We start from the raw sequence: 15932 nt of genomic DNA, 5'->3' as shown, positions 1-15932 counted from the left end.
AAAGCATTAACATGCTAATCAAAGATATAAAAAAAATGATCACTATATGCTGCGTAAGTGGTCGTTGCCGTGCTCCCTATCTGTCAACGTAGTTGTCGCCAGATCACGACGTAAGAAAAATGGCCACTTGTAAGATGAGGGTTCATTGTCTGTCATGCTATCGAAATGTTTGTGCCCATGAGTTGAAGCGTGCTAATCTCTTTTTAGATTCGATATCCAAGATGGAAGCGGGCTTATCCCATGTTAGTCCTTGATGATAAATCTAGTCCTTCAGTGACTGTATTTTTAATTTTTCTTGATCAATCTGTTCAATAAGTAGTCTTTTGAGAAATGCCGGTAAGGATTAGCTATGTAGTTTAAATAATATAAAGATTTGGTTAAGGATATTCAGGATAATATTCATAAGCTTCAAGCAGAGGGCTACGATTTGGTGGTCGGTATTCCTCGAAGCGGAATGATTCCTGCGTATATGATAAGCCTGTTACTTAACTTCAAATGTACCGATCTGAACTCCTTCCTCTCCTCAATGATGCTCGAATAATCTCGGGTAGCACGAGGAAAGGAGCGAGAGCTTTGCATACCGTCTGGGATGCCAAAAAAAATTGCTGGTAGATGATGGCGTCATGACAGGGGTTTCCATGCGGGCTGCGCTTGAGGAAATTCAAGACAAGACATCGCGTCAGGTGACCCGGCTGGCAGTGTATATCGAGAGGGATAGCATCAAGTTCGTCGATATTCTATAAACTGCATACAGCCATGACCCATCGTAGTGAGAAATATCGTGAGCCAACATTACGTTGGCTAGCAGACAATAACATAGGGCATGGCTATCCGATGATGAGCGTTGCGTCATCGATGAGAAAGAAGGATTGCGCTGGGGAATATGCCATCCGCCAAGCCGATCATTATAGATGTTCGGTGACGCGGCTGTTAATTACAAAAGATGAGCCGGTGGCGAAAAGGGTGGCAGAGCGTTCGGGAAAACCTGTTCTTTGTCTGGAAACGAGTGAAGTATGTCGTCCGGGCATGGAGTCAGTCGCCAAGCACGGTAAACAACACTTGGCAAGAGTAGCGATGTTAAAGCTTCGCAGAAAGTTGCTTTTAATGACGCCCGATTCAACGAAGCAAATAATGCAGAGGTTCTATCGGAAATGCTTTCGTTGATAAATAAAAATGATAGAGAATTACTTGCCTCCTCACGATAGCAAGGACGTCGCGCTATCTCATCATTCAAGACGGCGCGTCGTCCTCGTCAGGCCATGACAAGCGGTAACGCGATTCCTGCCAGAACCAGCAGGCCGCCAACGAGACGGCTGATATCATCCGCACGGGGCAGCAGTTTTTCGGTCAGGAGGTACACCGCCAGAGCCACCATCCAGACGAGACTCATGACACCACCCACGAACATCAGCAGCATCAGCGCCCAACAGCATCCAGTGCAGAAGGCACCGTGTCTTAAGCCCATGGTAAATGCCCCAGTTCGCCCTTCGCGCCACTCGGTGGTCAAGAAACTGAGCGGCGTACGACACTTGCCAAGGCAGGCTTGTTTGAGGCCACTGAACTGAAAGGCACCCGCCATGATGAGCAGGCTGCCCCCCAGTAACGGACCGACGTGGCCCATCGCGGAACTCAGTAGTGTGCTCTGGTGCAGGCTCCACTGTGCCAGGGCGGCGAAGATCGCGAAGCCCACCCAGATAGTGAGATAACCCACCACGAATAGCCAGGTCGGCACCAGCGCTGAACCATTCGCGCGTCGTTTCTGGTAGACCCGGGTATAGGTAAGGATCATCGGACCGGCACTCGGCAGCATCATGGCGATCATCATCACGCTCCACATCAGTACGCTTACCCCCAGCATCTGCAAGCCCCAGTCGCTCGACGCCGGCATGCTCATGGACATGCCATCGGCTGATCCCTGCATGATGAGATGCCACCAGGCGAGCATCGTCAGGGCAACCAGAGCCGTGGCGGTCAGTACCCGCTCGTGCGAGTGAATCCGCGACATGGTCATCTCCATGGCGATGCTCCTCTCAAGGTCCCGTATAGGCAAACGGCGAGTAGAATGCCGTGCGTTCGCTGAGATCAATATCAATGCCGTGGGCCTGATGTCGCAGTGCCTTTGAGCTCGCCACCACCAAGGTCTGACCTGGCGCCACCGCCAATGGGTGGTTGGTGATAGTGATCTCACCGCCATCCAGGCCTTCAAGAGCCGTAATATCGGCTTCTGCGGTCTCACCCAGTGCGAGGTGCCGCCGGCCTCCTTCGATCCCGTAGCTGATGGGCAGCCGCTCTACGCCGCGCACCTCGCTGATAAGTGAGGCAAGCACGGCTGGATGACCTCCTGCCTGACCCCCGAATATTGTCCCTAGCGCTTCCTGCTGGCGCTCATCGGCCCGCTGATCGAGATACAACACGACCTTCCAGTTACCCTCGGCCATCGCCCCGGGAGAACTCAGTGCAACGGCAACATTGAGTTCATCGAGCCCGATGTCGCCATAGCGTCCTGCATTAATGTGCCAACCGACCAGTGCACTACAGTCGCCCTCGGTGGGTGAACCAAGATACACGCAGGGGCAAGCCCCACGGCAGCTGCAGCTTTCCAGGTATTCACCTTTAATATTCCATTGTGTGTTCATGGTTTTGCTCCTCTCGTCTGTAAACTTTATTCTGGCTGTGCATTTTTTATAGCGCCGAATCGGTTAAGACATGTGATGAGGCGATGAGAAAATCATGAGAATTACCTTTCTTCCCCGTAAGGCCAACGCGTTCTGCACACCTGCCCCTGGCCAACTAACCTGAAGTCAAGAGGAGGGCGAGCCATGCCGCAGCGGATGTCAGACTTGTTGGCGACTCAGGCGCATCAAGCCTTCGTCGGTCGTACTGCGGAACTGGATGCCCTGAATGACGCGCTTGGGCGTGACGGGGCGCGTGTGGTGCATGTCCACGGCATCGCTGGCATCGGCAAGACGGCGCTGCTTGAAAGATTTGCCAAACAGGCCAGGGATGCAGGTGTCACTGTCGTTCGTCTGGACTGCCGCAATGTGGAGCCGACGGAACCCGGTTTTCTCAAGGCATTAAGCCATGCCATTGGTGGTGGGGATCAGGACATCGGCGCTCTCACGGCTCGCTTGGGTGACCTTGGGCCAGCGACCGTTCTGGCCTTGGATACCTACGAGGTCCTGCGTCTTCTCGATACCTGGTTGTGCCGAGTTTTCGTGCCGATGTTGCCCGAGAACGTCCGGCTGTTCCTGTTTGGCCGCCAGCGGCCGCTCGACACCTGGGCTGATATGCCGGGCTGGGGACGATTGTTGCAATCCGTGGCGATATCGCCATTGAGCGAGACCGAAGCGAGAGATTTCTTGACGAGTATGGGAATGAACGCCGAGCAGGTGGCGTCGATCATTCCCCCGACTCACGGTCATCCTCTGGCCCTGACGCTTGCAGCCGCTGCGGTCCGCGAAGAGCCGTCCGGGCAATGGCTGCGAGAAGCCCCGATACAGAAAGCCCTAGAAGAACTAACCCAGATGTTCCTAGCTGATGTCGGTGACGTGGCCACTCGCCGTGTATTGGAAGGGGCCGCCGTCGCACGGCGGGTCACCATTTCATTGTTACGGGCCCTGTTCCCTGAGATCGCCCCACAAGATGCTTATGAGCGCCTGCGTAAGTTACCCTTCGTGGAAATTGCCAGTGATGGCCTGGTGATCCACGACGCCGTAAGGGATGCGATCGCTCACTCCCTGCATGCCAGCGACCCCAGTCGCCATCTGGCGTATCGGCGCGCTGCCTGGCGGCAGCTGATAACCGAAGCCGAGGCCGCCGCTGGCGTCGATCTGTGGCGCTACACAGCCGACATGCTCTACCTGATCGAGAATCCGGTAGTGCGCGAAGCCTTCTTTCCCAGCGGCACGCCATCATTGATGGTCGAGCACGCACAGCCACAGGACAGTGAGGCCATAGCGGCTATTGTCCATGCGCACGAGAGCCGTGAGGCAGCCGAGGCATTGATGCGATGGTGGCGACGTCAGCCGCAGAGTTTCTCTGTCGTGCGCGGCCGGAAAGGTCGTGTCGCTGGCGTATGTTGCAAACTGCGCTCTGATACCGCTGAGCCGGCATGGCTTCTCGAGGATCCGATAACGGCCCAGTGGTTCCGGCATCTTGAGCAATGGCCGATGCCCCGTGGAGCCATTGCCCTATTGTGCCGACGCTGGTTGAGCGTCGATGAAGGCGACTCGCCCAGCGATGTCCAAGCCGCTGTCTGGCTAGATCTGAAGCGTATCTACATGACTCTGCGGCCGAGGCTGCGGCGGGTGTATCTAACGGTGTGTGATCTTTCCGCCTATGCTTCGGTGGCTGAACGGCTGGGGTTCGAAGTGTTATCCGACCGAGAGGTCGATCTCAACGGTGTCACTTATCACAGTGTCGTGCTCGACTTTGGGCCGGCTTCAGTGGATGGATGGTTGTCAGACATCGCCGCGGCGGAACTCGGTATTCATCACGGTCAGGAACTGCTCGATGTGGAAGCGCGGGAGTTAGTGCTGGAGGAAGATCGGGTGGCGCTGACCCCACTGGAGTTTGGTGTCACACGTTATCTGGCCGCCCGTCAGGGCAAGGCGGTATCGCGCAGCGAATTACTGCATAATGTGTGGGGCACGCGCTATGAGGGCGGCAGCAACGTTGTGGATGCCGTGGTGCATAGCCTGAGAGGCAAGCTAGGCAGCCAGGCCTCGCGAATCGAGACCGTGACAGGCGTAGGGTATCGTCTCAGGCCACGCTAGGGCGACGAGTCGATCTGTTGGGGGCGTGCGGGAATCATTGCTGGCCTTGCCCCCAGAATGTCTTCTCCTTGGGGGTGGCCTTTTCTATGACCACTTCGGGATGATGGCGATGAATGACTGAATCGATCTCATTTTCCCGTCCCTCGGGAACATCGAGCATCATCAGGTAGGCACCGTTCTCGATCGCTTCATCGTTGTAGATAATTCCGTGAACGGCAAGTTGGGAATGCCGCCCGATTACTTGCGCAGGTTATGGATAGGAAGGCGTCCCAACAGCCTCAGCAGGGTATTTCGGAAAGCCTTGAGCGGCGGGTAAAGACGAGCAGAGCGCTCGGGAGACGCAAAGAGGCGCGCCATTCCGCGATTGACGAGGCCGCTTCGAGTACTCATCAGGCTGAGTCGATGCAACGCCTCACTGCCGTGATACCAGCATTCGCCAATCTGCAACGCGAAGCCTTCGTCCAGGTCGATGCCGAGGCGGGTCAATTCGTCTCTAACGGCGCTATCTTCACGGGCGTCGATCAGTCCAACCTCACCCAGATCACGTCGGATGCGTTGTAGCCGCACATATTGCCGACACATCGGGCACTGACCGTCGTAAACCAGCTTCATTGGACTACCTCGATGAATGCTGTGTTCAGCCTAACGTGTTTGACCCCGGTTTGTGTAATACCCAGGGTGCAGCCCAGTGGTCTGTCGCGCTATCATGGCGGCCTTTCGAGAATCCATTCGAGACCCGACCAGGCTCCGCATCGATGTCAAATCCCACCTTGGCCCGTGAAGTCGGGCTTCGTAGAACCTTCGCGATCATCAGTCACCCCGACGCCGGCAAGACCACCATCACCGAAAAAATGCTGCTTTTCGGCAATGCCATCCAGATGGCTGGCTCGGTCAAGAGCAAGCGCAACGACCGCCACGCTACCTCCGACTGGATGAAGATGGAGCAGGAACGCGGTATCTCGGTAACGACCTCGGTCATGCAGTTTCCCTACGGCGGTCGCATCGTCAATCTGCTCGACACACCAGGGCATGAGGACTTTTCCGAGGATACCTACCGTACTCTGACCGCAGTGGATTCGGCCCTGATGGTCATCGATTGTGCCAAGGGCGTCGAGTCCCGGACCGTCAAGCTGATGGAGGTCTGCCGCCTGCGCACCACGCCGATCCTTACCTTCATCAACAAGCTGGATCGCGACACCCGTGACCCGATCGAGGTCATGGACGAGGTCGAGGAGGTGCTCAACATCCAGTGCGCGCCGATGACCTGGCCGATCGGCATGGGGCGCCACTTCCGTGGCGTCTATCACCTGCTGAACGATGTTATCCATCTGTATACTCAAGGGCAGGGTAGCCGCATTCCCGACGACAAGCGCATTGAGGGACTCGATAACCCCGAGGTAGATAAGGTTCTTGGCGAAGAGCAGGCCGCGGAGTTACGCATGGAAATCGATCTGGTTCGCGGCGCTTCTCATGACTTCGATCTGGAGGCGTATCGGCGTGGCGAGCTGACACCAGTGTATTTCGGCACCGCCATGGGTAATTTCGGCGTGCGCGAGATGATGGATGGCTTCGTCGAGTACGCGCCGACGCCCCAGCCCCGCGATACTGATGTCCGCACCGTCGAAGCTGAGGATGAGCGCTTCAGCGGTTTCGTTTTCAAGATACAGGCCAACATGGACCCCAATCACCGCGACCGCATTGCCTTCCTGCGTGTGTGTTCCGGCAAGTACGACCGCAACATGAAGATGCGCCACGTGCGTATCGCCAAGGATGTCAAGATCGCCGATGCCCTGACTTTCATGGCCTCGGACCGTTCGCAGGTCGAGGAGGCGTGGCCGGGCGACATCATTGGGCTGCACAATCACGGCACCATCCAGATCGGTGATACCTTCACTCAGGGCGAGGACATGCGCTTTACCGGCATCCCGCACTTCGCTCCGGAACTCTTCAAGCGCGTGCGCCTCAAGGACCCGCTGAAGATGAAGGCACTGCAGAAGGGCCTGCAGCAGCTCTCCGAGGAGGGTGCGACCCAGGTCTTTATGCCACTGGACAACAACGACTTGATTCTCGGCGCGGTGGGGACCCTGCAGTTCGATGTGGTCGCCCATCGGCTGAAGGAAGAGTACAAGGTCGACTGTCTTTACGAGGCGGTGAACGTGCATACCGCCCGTTGGGTCTACAGCGAGGATGCCAAGAAGCTCGATGACTTCAAGCGCAAGGCCAGCACCAATCTGGCCATCGATGGCGGCGGTTATCTGACCTACATTGCGCCGACGCGGGTCAATCTGCAGATGACCCAGGAGCGCTGGCCGGAGATCCGCTTCCAGCCCACACGCGAACATTGATGCTTTTCCGTATTGGTCGATGCTCATGCTGATAGACGCCCACTGTCACCTGGATTTTCCCGACTTCGATGCCGACCGCGAGGCGGTCTTCGAGCGGGCCAGGGCCAGAGGGGTGCGCGGTTTCGTGGTGCCTGGCACGACCCGGGCACGATGGGATCTGGTGCTGGTGCTCGGCAAGCGAGATGACGTCGAGGTCTGCCTGGGACTGCATCCCTACTTCATCGACCAGCATCGCGAGTCGGATCTCGAGGCACTGGATCAAGCCTTGGCAGCCCACCCCGAGATCGTGGCAGTCGGCGAATGCGGCATCGATGCGCGCTTTGCCGACACACTCGGCGATCAGTGGCGTTTCTTCGATGCTCAGTTGCGTTTGGCCAAGCGACACCGGCTGCCGGTGGTGATTCACTGTGTTCAAGCCAACGATCGGGTAGCCAAGCGCTTGCGTCAGCTCGACCTGTCGGCTGGTGGGCTGATTCACGCCTTTTCCGGTTCCCCCGAACAGGCCCGCCAGTTTCTCGATCTCGGCTTTACCCTGGGCCTCGGCGGTGCCTTGACCCATGAGCGCGCCAAGCGTCTTCATCGCGCGGTCGCGTCGCTGACGGATGAGGGCTTTGTGCTGGAATCCGACAGCCCCGACATGCCGCTTGCCGGCCTTCAGGGCGAGCGTAACGAACCGGCCAACGTTGCCGAGGTGTGTAAGCATGTGGCGAAGCTGCGTGAGCAGACGATCGATCAGGTGGCAGCACTCAGCACCGCCAATGCTGAGCGCCTGTTCCAACGTTGAGGTTTAGCCTCTGGTTGCGAGGCTCTCGGGGTCCAACCGTTCTATCTCGTAGGGCAGTTTCAGCAGCTTGAGCCTCTGGCCCGCGACACTCAACGGCAAGGCCGCTTCCCGGGTGCTGATCACTGCCAGCACTTCGGCTTCTCCATAGGCATCCAACTCGGCGCAGAACACCTCGCCGAGACGTTTGCCGTCGGCATCCTCGATAGCACTGCCGGGGTCGGGAAGCCGATTGCCGTCGAGCTGGGCCCGGACCAGGCGCTTCTTGACCTGGCCACGGAAGTGCGCCCGAGCGACCACTTCCTGGCCCGTATAGCAGCCCTTCTTGAAGCTGATACCGCCCAGGGCCTCCCAGTTGATCATCTGCGGTAGGTAGGCATCACGCTGGCTGGTATCCAGCCAGGCGAGGCCAGCCTGGATGTCGTGCAAGCGCCAGACAGCATTATCAACCGGCGTGGCATGTTCGCTCAGCCGTTGCCAGGCCTCGATGGCCCGCTCGGCGGACAGGCAGGCCAGCATGCGAGGGCGCGGGCCGGGATGGGCCAGTAGCTGCAGGTCGTCGTTGGCTGCCTGGTGCCATGGCCGGGGCGGCTTAATATCGAAACGTACCTCGGCGAGGGCCGCCGCTTCGCGGCCGACCAGACCCAGCAGCGCCAGATCGTCGCGGATGTCGAGGTTGACCTTGTAGAAGGCGGCAAACTTGCCCAGGTGCTCGGCCAGCGCCTTGACCAGGCTGGCATGCATCAGCAACCGGTAATGATCCTTGGCAACCCGCCATAACTGGGCATTGGCCAACATGCGGCCCTTGGGGGTGCAGAAACAGGTCAGTGGAGCGAAGTCCCCGTCGGCCAGGGCCACCTGGGCACTGGTCTGTCCCTGCAGGAACGTTTCGGCGTCGCTGCCGACTACGTCGAGCACACCAAAGTGGGCCAGCGGAGTCAGTGTCGTACCTTCCAGGGCCAGGCGCGCCTGATCCGGTGCGTCGAACAACACCTTGTATTCGGCTTCCTGCCGACCGCCTGTGGCAGCGATCCAATCGGTCATTTCCGGGGCTCCTGGCGATGAGGTGAAATCGTTCATGACGTCTAAATGCGGGCTTGGGTGCCGCATTGCAACCACCTTAGCGGTATTGCGGCCATGCTAGACTTGGAACCTTGTCAGGCATGCCAAGTCAGGACGTAAATGTGTATGGCGAACCAGTCGCTTAGTTTCGAGGGCGTCGAGAGCGCCGAGCAGGTCAACTGCATCACGACTACGCTCATGTTGATCGACGGTGTCGAGAGTGTCGAAGTCGGTAAGCATGGCGCCGAGGTGGAGGGTCGAGTCCGACGGGACGCCTTGATCAAGGCGGTGGAAGCCCTTGATCTGTCTATCAATGTGACTTGACTACATTACGTCACCCGATCATGTCGAGGTAAAGGATGAAGAAGAAGCCCATTGAAGTCATTAGCGAGCGCAACCATATCTACCGTCAGTGTGTTGAACTCGACGGCTTCGACGACCTCTTCGTCGATGTGCCGGAAGAGTTCGGCGGTGAAGGGACCGCGCCGGATCCGCATGATTACTTCGATCTGTCGCTTGGCGCCTGCAAGGCCATCACGGCGCAGATGTATGCGCGGCGCAAGGCGTGGCCCCTGAAACGGGTCAGCGTCACGGTCAATCGTGATGACAGCGAGGAACGCCACGGCACGTACCGACTCGAAGTGCTGATGACCTTCCATGGGATCGACGATCCCGCGCAGCGGGCACGGCTAGAGGAAATCAGTGACAAGTGTCCGATACACCGGCTGATAACCAGTTCCACCGTAGAAGTCACCACGCGAACTACCCAGCCTCACGCCTGACGCGATCTGGGGTCATTATCGTCTCGCGCGGGCGCCATCATGGCGCCCGCGCCGTCCGGAAGATGCCATGAGCAAATCGTTTCATTTGCAGTCGAAGTTCAAGCCTGCGGGCGACCAGCCTGCGGCCATCGAGAGTCTCGTCGAGGGGCTCGACTCGGGACTGACCCATCAGACGCTGCTGGGCGTCACGGGCTCCGGCAAGACCTTCACCATGGCCAACGTGGTCGAGCGCCTGCAGCGCCCGACTATCGTGATGGCGCCCAACAAGACCCTGGCCGCTCAGCTCTACGGGGAATTCAAGGCCTTCTTCCCCGACAACGCCGTTGAGTATTTCGTCTCCTACTACGATTACTACCAACCCGAGGCCTATGTGCCGTCATCGGACACCTTCATCGAGAAGGATGCCTCGATCAACGACCATATTGAGCAGATGCGCTTGTCGGCTACCAAGGCCCTGCTCGAGCGGCGCGATGCAATTATCGTGGTCTCGGTATCGGCGATCTACGGCCTGGGCGACCCGGACCAGTACCTGAAGATGCGACTGCATTTCTCCCGTGGCGAGCTGATCGACCAACGCAAGATGCTCCGACGCCTGGCGGAACTTCAGTACACCCGCAACGACATGGACTTTAAGCGTGGCACCTATCGCGTGCGCGGCGACGTGATCGATATTTTCCCGGCGGATGCCGAGGACGAGGCGGTGCGGGTCGAGCTGTTCGACGATGAGATCGACACGATCAGCCTCTTCGACCCCTTGACCGGCGAAGTGCGGGGCAGGGTGCCGCGCATGACCATCTATCCTAAGTCGCATTATGTCACCCCGCGCGAGACCATCCTCGGGGCTATCGACGCGATCAAGACCGAACTGGTCGAGCGGCTCGACTGGCTGCGCAAGCACGAGCGCCTGGTGGAAGCCCAGCGCCTGGAGCAGCGCACCCTCTACGATATCGAGATGATGCTGGAGCTGGGCTACTGCAACGGCATCGAGAACTATTCACGCTATCTGTCTGGTCGCAACCCTGGCGAGCCGCCGCCCACCTTCTTCGACTACCTGCCGGCGGATGCGTTGCTTTTCATCGACGAGTCCCACGTCAGCGTTCCTCAGGTGGGCGGCATGTACAAGGGCGACCGCTCACGCAAGGAAACGCTGGTGGAATATGGCTTCCGGCTCCCCTCAGCACTGGATAACCGCCCCATGACCTTTCAGGAATGGGAGTCGATCTCGCCTCAGACGATCTTCGTGTCGGCCACTCCCGGGCCCTATGAAGCCGAGCACGCGGGTCAGGTCGTTGAGCAGGTGGTGCGCCCGACCGGCCTGCTCGATCCGCAACTGGAGGTGCGCCCAGCTTCGACCCAGGTCGATGACCTGCTATCAGAGATCCATTTGCGGGCGGAAGTCGAGGAGCGGGTGCTGGTGACGACCCTGACCAAGCGCATGGCCGAGGACCTCACCGAATACCTCGACGAGCACGGCGTGCGCGTACGCTATCTGCATTCGGATATTGATACGGTCGAGCGGGTGGAGATCATCCGCGACTTGCGGCTGGGCAAGTTCGATGTGCTGGTAGGCATCAACCTGCTGCGTGAGGGGCTCGATATCCCCGAGGTGTCGCTGGTGGCGATACTTGATGCCGACAAGGAGGGCTTCCTGCGCAACGAGCGCTCGCTAATCCAGACCATGGGGCGAGCGGCACGCAACGCTCACGGCAAGGCGATCCTCTACGGGGATCGGATCACCGACTCGATGCGCCGCGCCATGGAAGAAACCGAGCGGCGGCGTAACAAGCAGATTGCCCACAACGCGCAGCACGGGATCACCCCGACGACCGTGACCCGCTCAGTCGCCGATATTCTCGAGGCCGCACAAGCGCCAGGTGGGAAGAGCAAGCGGCGCAAGAACGAGCGCCAGGTGGCGGAGGGGGCCGCGGTCTACGATCTAGACGAACTATCGCCCAAGGAGCTCTTGAAAGAAGTCTCTCGCATCGAGGATGCCATGTTCGAAGCCGCGCAGAATCTTGAATTCGAGGAAGCCGCGCGGCTGCGGGATCGCCTCCACAAGCTGAAGGAGCGCCAGTTGCTCCTTGGCTCCGCCTGACGGCCGCCCGCCATGCCAGAAGGTCCGGAGATCCGTCGTACCGCGGACCGCGTGCATCGTCAGATCGCCGGCCGGCGTCTCGACGATGCCTGGTTCGTCTTTCCCGATCTGGCCGGGCAGGCCGCCTCGCTGGTCGGTCGCGAGGTCATCGCCGTGGACAGCTGGGGCAAGGCGTTGCTGACCCGCTTTGACGACGGCCGCGTGCTCTACTCCCATAACCAGCTGTACGGAGTCTGGAAGGTTCACGCTACCGACTGCGAGCCGGATACCAGCCGTTCGCTGCGCGTCCGACTGGTGGCGCAGGGGAGGGCGGCCAGCCTCTACAGCGCCTCGGACGTCTCGCTATGGGCCGGGGAGCAGCTCGGCGACCACCCTTTCCTGTCGCGTCTCGGTCCAGACCTGCTGACCCATGGCGTGACGCTGGGGCAGGTCAGGGCGACGCTTCTCGAGCCGCGCTTCCAGCGGCGCTGCCTCGGCGGGCTGTTGCTTGACCAATCGCTGTTCGCCGGCATCGGCAACTACCTGCGCACCGAGATCCTGTTCTTTGCCGGACTGCACTTCACGAGTCGGCCAGGAGAGCTGGAGGAGGGCGCCCTGTCGCGCCTGGCGACATGCATCCTATCGGTGACGCGCCAGGCTTACGACCAGGCGGGGGTGACTAATCGTGCCGACTGGGGTGCCGCCGAGCGTGCCCGGGAAGCCAGTTGGCGACGCTGGCGCTTTGCCATGTTCGAGCGTGAAGGCCTGCCGTGCCACGCCTGCGGCACGGACATCGAACGGGTGATGGTGACCTCCCGACGGCTCTACTTCTGTCCTCGCTGCCAGCCAGCAGGTTGATCGCTGAGGAAATATTATACCGTTGTCTTTTTTTATTTAACAACCCAGATAAAGATGTAAATGTCAGTAAGTCAAAGGGGAAGGTATAATGCCCGCCGTTTGAACCTACCGCTGCGGCCTTTGATCGCCTCGACGCGGGCATGACGACAACACCTGAGGAGACGCTTGCCAATGACCGTAATCCACCAAGACGATCTGATCCAGAGCGTCGCCGATGCCCTACAATACATCTCGTACTACCATCCCAAGGATTTCATCGAGGCCATGGCAGCTGCCTACGAACGAGAAGAAAATCCTGCGGCCAAGGACGCCATCGCCCAGATCCTGATCAATTCACGTATGTGCGCCTTAGGGCATCGTCCCATCTGCCAGGACACCGGCATTGTCACCGTATTTGTCCACATCGGCATGCAGGTGCGCTTCGAGACCGATATGAGTCTCGACGTCATGATCAACGAGGGCGTACGCCGCGCCTACCAGTTGCCTGACAACGTGCTGCGCGCCTCAGTGTTGGCTGACCCGGACGGCGCCCGCAGGAATACCGGCGACAATACCCCGGCGGTTATCCATCATAAGCTGGTGCCCGGCGATACCATCGAGGTTCACGTGGCAGCCAAAGGCGGGGGCAGCGAGGCCAAATCCAAGTTTGCCATGCTCAACCCCTCGGATAACGTGGTCGATTGGGTGATGGAGCAGCTACCGAAGATGGGCGCCGGCTGGTGCCCGCCCGGCATGCTGGGCATCGGCATCGGTGGCACTGCGGAAAAAGCCATGGAGATTGCAAAGGAATCGCTTCTCGAGCCTATCAATATCCAGGAGCTCCAGGCCCGTGGTCCATCGAACCGTGCCGAGGAGCTGCGCCTCGAGCTCTTCGACAAGGTCAACAGGAGCGGCATCGGTGCCCAGGGTCTGGGGGGCTTGACCACGGTGCTCGACATCAAGGTCAAGGACTTCCCGACCCATGCCGCCAACAAGCCGGTGGCAATCATCCCCAACTGTGCTGCTACCCGGCATGCCCACTTCACGCTGGATGGATCGGGGCCGGCGGCCTTGCCGGTACCCAGGCTTGAGGACTGGCCGGAGATCACTCGCGAGGCGGGTGACAACGTCAAGCGTGTCAACCTCGATACCGTAACGCCGGAGGAGGTGCAGACCTGGCAGCCTGGCGACACCCTGCTTCTCAACGGCAAGCTGCTCACGGGTCGTGATGCCGCCCACAAGCGCATGGTCGACATGTTGGCGAAAGGCGAGAGCCTGCCCGTCGACATGAAAGGCCGCTTCATCTATTACGTGGGCCCCGTGGACCCGATACGCGACGAAGTCGTTGGCCCGGCCGGTCCGACTACCGCGACACGCATGGACAAGTTCACCCGCACAATGCTCGAGGAAACCGGCCTGCTGGGCATGGTCGGAAAGGCCGAGCGGGGTGAGGCGGCGATCGAGGCGATCCGTGATAACCAAGCCATCTATCTGATGGCCGTGGGCGGCTCTGCCTATCTGGTCGCGCAAGCCATCAAGAAGGCACGAGTGGTGGGCTTCGAAGACCTGGGCATGGAAGCCATCTATGAGTTCGAGGTGGAGGACATGCCTGTAACCGTAGCGGTCGACAGCCAAGGCACCTCGATCCACCAGACCGGGCCTGCCAAGTGGAAGGAGATCATCGCCGAGCGCGCCTGACGCGATGACTCAATAGATCCGACGGCCCCGCCTTCTGGTGGGGCCGTTGTCCTTAAGGGTATGCTGTAGACCGTTGTTTTTTTCTGGGCGGCATACTGCCGCTATCTTATGGTACGGGATGCGAACATGACTTCCTGGTTGATCGGTTGGGCGATTTTTCTGATCTACCTGCTGGGGTTCCTCTCGGCGGTACTGGCCTTGATGTCCAGCCGGACTTCCCAGGGCGCCATCGCCTGGATCATTTCTCTGGTCACCTTTCCCTACTTGGCGGTTCCCGCTTACTGGATCTTCGGTCGGCCGCGATTCTACGGCTACGTGTCGGCGCGTGGCGAACGCGACAGCGTACTGCGCCGAGTCTTGGCACGTTACCGAGAGCGGGTCGAACCGTTTATCACCCAGTCGCAGGAAGCCGACATCCGTGCCGTCGAACAGCTGGCGATGATGCCCATGACCGGGGGTAATTGTGCCGGGCTCCTGATCGATGGTGAGGCGACTTTCGAAAGCCTGTTCGATGGTATCGAAAGAGCCGAGGATTACTTGTTGATCCAGTTTTTCATCGTGCGCCACGATGCCCTGGGTATTGATCTAAAACAGCGCCTGGTGAGGGCCGTCGAACGTGGCGTGCGGGTGTATTTTCTATACGATGAAATCGGCAGCCACAACTTGCGAGACGGCTACCTGCGCGAGCTTGCCGAGGCGGGTATCGAAGTCAGCCCTTTCCGCTCATCACGCGGGTTCCGGCATCGCTTTCAGCTCAACTTCCGCAACCACCGCAAGGTGATGGTGATCGACGGCTGCGAAGGCTGGCTGGGGGGCTTTAATGTCGGGGTAGAGTACTTGGGTCAGCATCATCGTCATGGCCACTGGCGTGATACCCATCTCAAGTTGACGGGGCCCAGCGTCCTGGGGCTGCAGGAGGCCTTTTGGGAAGACTGGCATTGGGCCACGGGCGAGGTGATCAACCTTGCCTGGACCCCACGGATCACCTGTGAGGATAATCAGAACGTGGTTATCGTCCCCTCGGGACCAGCAGACCGGCAGGAGACCGCTAGCCTGCTGGTCCAGCATGCTATCCACAGTGCTAATAAAATGTTCTGGGTGACCAGCCCCTACTTCGTGCCCGACCAGGGGGTACAGGATGCCTTACGGCTGGCCGCCATGCGTGGTGTCGATGTTCGGATCATGATACCCGAGCGCCCAGATCATCTACTGGTCTTCCTGTCGGCGTTTTCCTTCCTGCCCGACATGTTGCGAGCCGGGGTCAAGGTCTATCGCTACCAGCCGGGGTTCCTGCATCAGAAAGTGATGCTCATCGACGATGTCGCCGCCAGTGTCGGAACGGTAAATCTCGATAACCGTTCGTTTCGCCTCAATTTTGAGATCACCGCCGTGGTACCCGACAAGCGTTTCGCTGCCGAGGTTCGGCAGATGCTCGATCGCGATTTTTCCCGTTGTCGGCTTATCACATTGGAGGAGCTGACCTCGCGTCCCCTATGGCGCAAGTTGGTTTCTCGCGCCGCCTACCTGCTGTCGCCAATCCAGTGATACATTAGCGCCTCGCCAAGGGCAGCAAGACGT

General features: G+C 59.2%; 15 protein-coding genes. 10 read left to right on the top strand and 5 right to left on the bottom strand.

The window, feature by feature from the left end; genetic code table 11:
* Positions 1-756: 756 nt before the first annotated feature.
* A complete protein-coding gene (locus KG088_RS03210) occupies positions 757-1164 on the top strand; it encodes an HAD family hydrolase (protein ID WP_213824051.1) in 408 nt (135 codons plus the stop codon).
* A gap of 88 nt (positions 1165-1252) precedes the next feature.
* Here KG088_RS03210 and KG088_RS03205 read toward each other — a convergent pair whose 3' ends face one another.
* Positions 1253-2017, bottom strand: coding sequence for a DUF2182 domain-containing protein (locus KG088_RS03205; protein ID WP_213824050.1), 765 nt, complete (start codon positions 2015-2017; stop codon positions 1253-1255).
* Positions 2018-2030: 13 nt separating this feature from the next.
* The gene (locus tag KG088_RS03200) at positions 2031-2636 is read right to left on the bottom strand and encodes a DUF1326 domain-containing protein (protein WP_213824049.1); all 606 of its coding nucleotides are present in this window, start codon (positions 2634-2636) and stop codon (positions 2031-2033) included.
* A 183-nt stretch (positions 2637-2819) separates the two neighbouring features.
* Here KG088_RS03200 and KG088_RS03195 point away from each other — a divergent pair, with 183 nt between their 5' ends.
* On the top strand, positions 2820-4775 hold the full coding sequence (locus KG088_RS03195) for a winged helix-turn-helix domain-containing protein (protein WP_213824048.1): 1956 nt from the start codon (positions 2820-2822) through the stop codon (positions 4773-4775).
* A gap of 34 nt (positions 4776-4809) precedes the next feature.
* On the opposite strand, the gene KG088_RS19820 is transcribed toward KG088_RS03195, so the two are convergent.
* On the bottom strand, positions 4810-4938 hold the full coding sequence (locus tag KG088_RS19820; RefSeq protein ID WP_264759028.1) for a hypothetical protein: 129 nt from the start codon (positions 4936-4938) through the stop codon (positions 4810-4812).
* A gap of 74 nt (positions 4939-5012) precedes the next feature.
* On the bottom strand, positions 5013-5387 hold the full coding sequence (locus KG088_RS03190; RefSeq protein ID WP_213824047.1) for a DCC1-like thiol-disulfide oxidoreductase family protein: 375 nt from the start codon (positions 5385-5387) through the stop codon (positions 5013-5015).
* Positions 5388-5530: 143 nt separating this feature from the next.
* Between KG088_RS03190 and KG088_RS03185 the strand changes: the two genes are divergently transcribed.
* Together KG088_RS03185 and KG088_RS03180 are read left to right on the top strand one after the other, a co-directional pair.
* Positions 5531-7120, top strand: coding sequence for a peptide chain release factor 3 (locus KG088_RS03185; protein WP_213824046.1), 1590 nt, complete (start codon positions 5531-5533; stop codon positions 7118-7120).
* 25 nt (positions 7121-7145) lie between these two features.
* Positions 7146-7904: a TatD family hydrolase gene (locus KG088_RS03180; RefSeq protein ID WP_213824045.1), complete on the top strand. Its 759-nt coding sequence runs from the start codon at positions 7146-7148 to the stop codon at positions 7902-7904.
* 3 nt (positions 7905-7907) lie between these two features.
* Here the strand turns inward: KG088_RS03180 and ygfZ are convergent, their stop codons facing one another.
* Positions 7908-8945, bottom strand: a complete 1038-nt coding sequence (gene ygfZ, locus KG088_RS03175; RefSeq protein WP_213824044.1) for a CAF17-like 4Fe-4S cluster assembly/insertion protein YgfZ — start codon at positions 8943-8945, stop codon at positions 7908-7910.
* A 144-nt stretch (positions 8946-9089) separates the two neighbouring features.
* Between ygfZ and KG088_RS03170 the strand changes: the two genes are divergently transcribed.
* The 6 genes from KG088_RS03170 (at position 9090) to cls (ending at position 15899) form a co-directional block, all read left to right on the top strand.
* Complete coding sequence (locus KG088_RS03170; RefSeq protein ID WP_213824043.1) at positions 9090-9287, top strand: hypothetical protein; 198 nt, start codon at positions 9090-9092, stop codon at positions 9285-9287.
* 35 nt (positions 9288-9322) lie between these two features.
* The gene (locus KG088_RS03165) at positions 9323-9745 is read left to right on the top strand and encodes an OsmC family protein (protein ID WP_213824042.1); all 423 of its coding nucleotides are present in this window, start codon (positions 9323-9325) and stop codon (positions 9743-9745) included.
* Between the two features lie 67 nt (positions 9746-9812).
* Complete coding sequence (gene uvrB / locus KG088_RS03160; protein WP_213824041.1) at positions 9813-11840, top strand: excinuclease ABC subunit UvrB; 2028 nt, start codon at positions 9813-9815, stop codon at positions 11838-11840.
* A 12-nt stretch (positions 11841-11852) separates the two neighbouring features.
* Positions 11853-12677, top strand: coding sequence for an endonuclease VIII (gene nei, locus KG088_RS03155; RefSeq protein ID WP_213824040.1), 825 nt, complete (start codon positions 11853-11855; stop codon positions 12675-12677).
* Positions 12678-12848: 171 nt separating this feature from the next.
* Positions 12849-14354: a fumarate hydratase gene (locus tag KG088_RS03150; protein WP_213824039.1), complete on the top strand. Its 1506-nt coding sequence runs from the start codon at positions 12849-12851 to the stop codon at positions 14352-14354.
* A gap of 126 nt (positions 14355-14480) precedes the next feature.
* Positions 14481-15899, top strand: a complete 1419-nt coding sequence (gene cls, locus KG088_RS03145; RefSeq protein WP_213824038.1) for a cardiolipin synthase — start codon at positions 14481-14483, stop codon at positions 15897-15899.
* The last annotated feature ends 33 nt before the right edge of the window (positions 15900-15932 follow it).

Origin of the sequence: Halomonas jincaotanensis, from assembly GCF_018448785.1 — a bacterium.
Lineage (GTDB): Bacteria > Pseudomonadota > Gammaproteobacteria > Pseudomonadales > Halomonadaceae > Halomonas > Halomonas jincaotanensis.
Note: the sequence above shows the minus strand (reverse complement) of the source record. Positions and strands in the feature narration are given on the sequence as shown.

Excerpts from the sequence above, each read along its gene's own strand:
- KG088_RS03210 (WP_213824051.1), top strand. The coding sequence starts at position 757 with ATGACCCATCGTAGTGAGAAATATCGTGAGCCAACATTACGTTGGCTA.
- KG088_RS03205 (WP_213824050.1), bottom strand. The coding sequence starts at position 2,017 with ATGGAGATGACCATGTCGCGGATTCACTCGCACGAGCGGGTACTGACC.
- KG088_RS03200 (WP_213824049.1), bottom strand. The coding sequence starts at position 2,636 with ATGAACACACAATGGAATATTAAAGGTGAATACCTGGAAAGCTGCAGC.
- KG088_RS03195 (WP_213824048.1), top strand. The coding sequence starts at position 2,820 with ATGCCGCAGCGGATGTCAGACTTGTTGGCGACTCAGGCGCATCAAGCC.
- KG088_RS19820 (WP_264759028.1), bottom strand. The coding sequence starts at position 4,938 with ATGATGCTCGATGTTCCCGAGGGACGGGAAAATGAGATCGATTCAGTC.
- KG088_RS03190 (WP_213824047.1), bottom strand. The coding sequence starts at position 5,387 with ATGAAGCTGGTTTACGACGGTCAGTGCCCGATGTGTCGGCAATATGTG.
- KG088_RS03185 (WP_213824046.1), top strand. The coding sequence starts at position 5,531 with ATGTCAAATCCCACCTTGGCCCGTGAAGTCGGGCTTCGTAGAACCTTC.
- KG088_RS03180 (WP_213824045.1), top strand. The coding sequence starts at position 7,146 with ATGCTGATAGACGCCCACTGTCACCTGGATTTTCCCGACTTCGATGCC.
- ygfZ (WP_213824044.1), bottom strand. The coding sequence starts at position 8,945 with ATGACCGATTGGATCGCTGCCACAGGCGGTCGGCAGGAAGCCGAATAC.
- KG088_RS03170 (WP_213824043.1), top strand. The coding sequence starts at position 9,090 with ATGGCGAACCAGTCGCTTAGTTTCGAGGGCGTCGAGAGCGCCGAGCAG.
- KG088_RS03165 (WP_213824042.1), top strand. The coding sequence starts at position 9,323 with ATGAAGAAGAAGCCCATTGAAGTCATTAGCGAGCGCAACCATATCTAC.
- uvrB (WP_213824041.1), top strand. The coding sequence starts at position 9,813 with ATGAGCAAATCGTTTCATTTGCAGTCGAAGTTCAAGCCTGCGGGCGAC.
- nei (WP_213824040.1), top strand. The coding sequence starts at position 11,853 with ATGCCAGAAGGTCCGGAGATCCGTCGTACCGCGGACCGCGTGCATCGT.
- KG088_RS03150 (WP_213824039.1), top strand. The coding sequence starts at position 12,849 with ATGACCGTAATCCACCAAGACGATCTGATCCAGAGCGTCGCCGATGCC.
- cls (WP_213824038.1), top strand. The coding sequence starts at position 14,481 with ATGACTTCCTGGTTGATCGGTTGGGCGATTTTTCTGATCTACCTGCTG.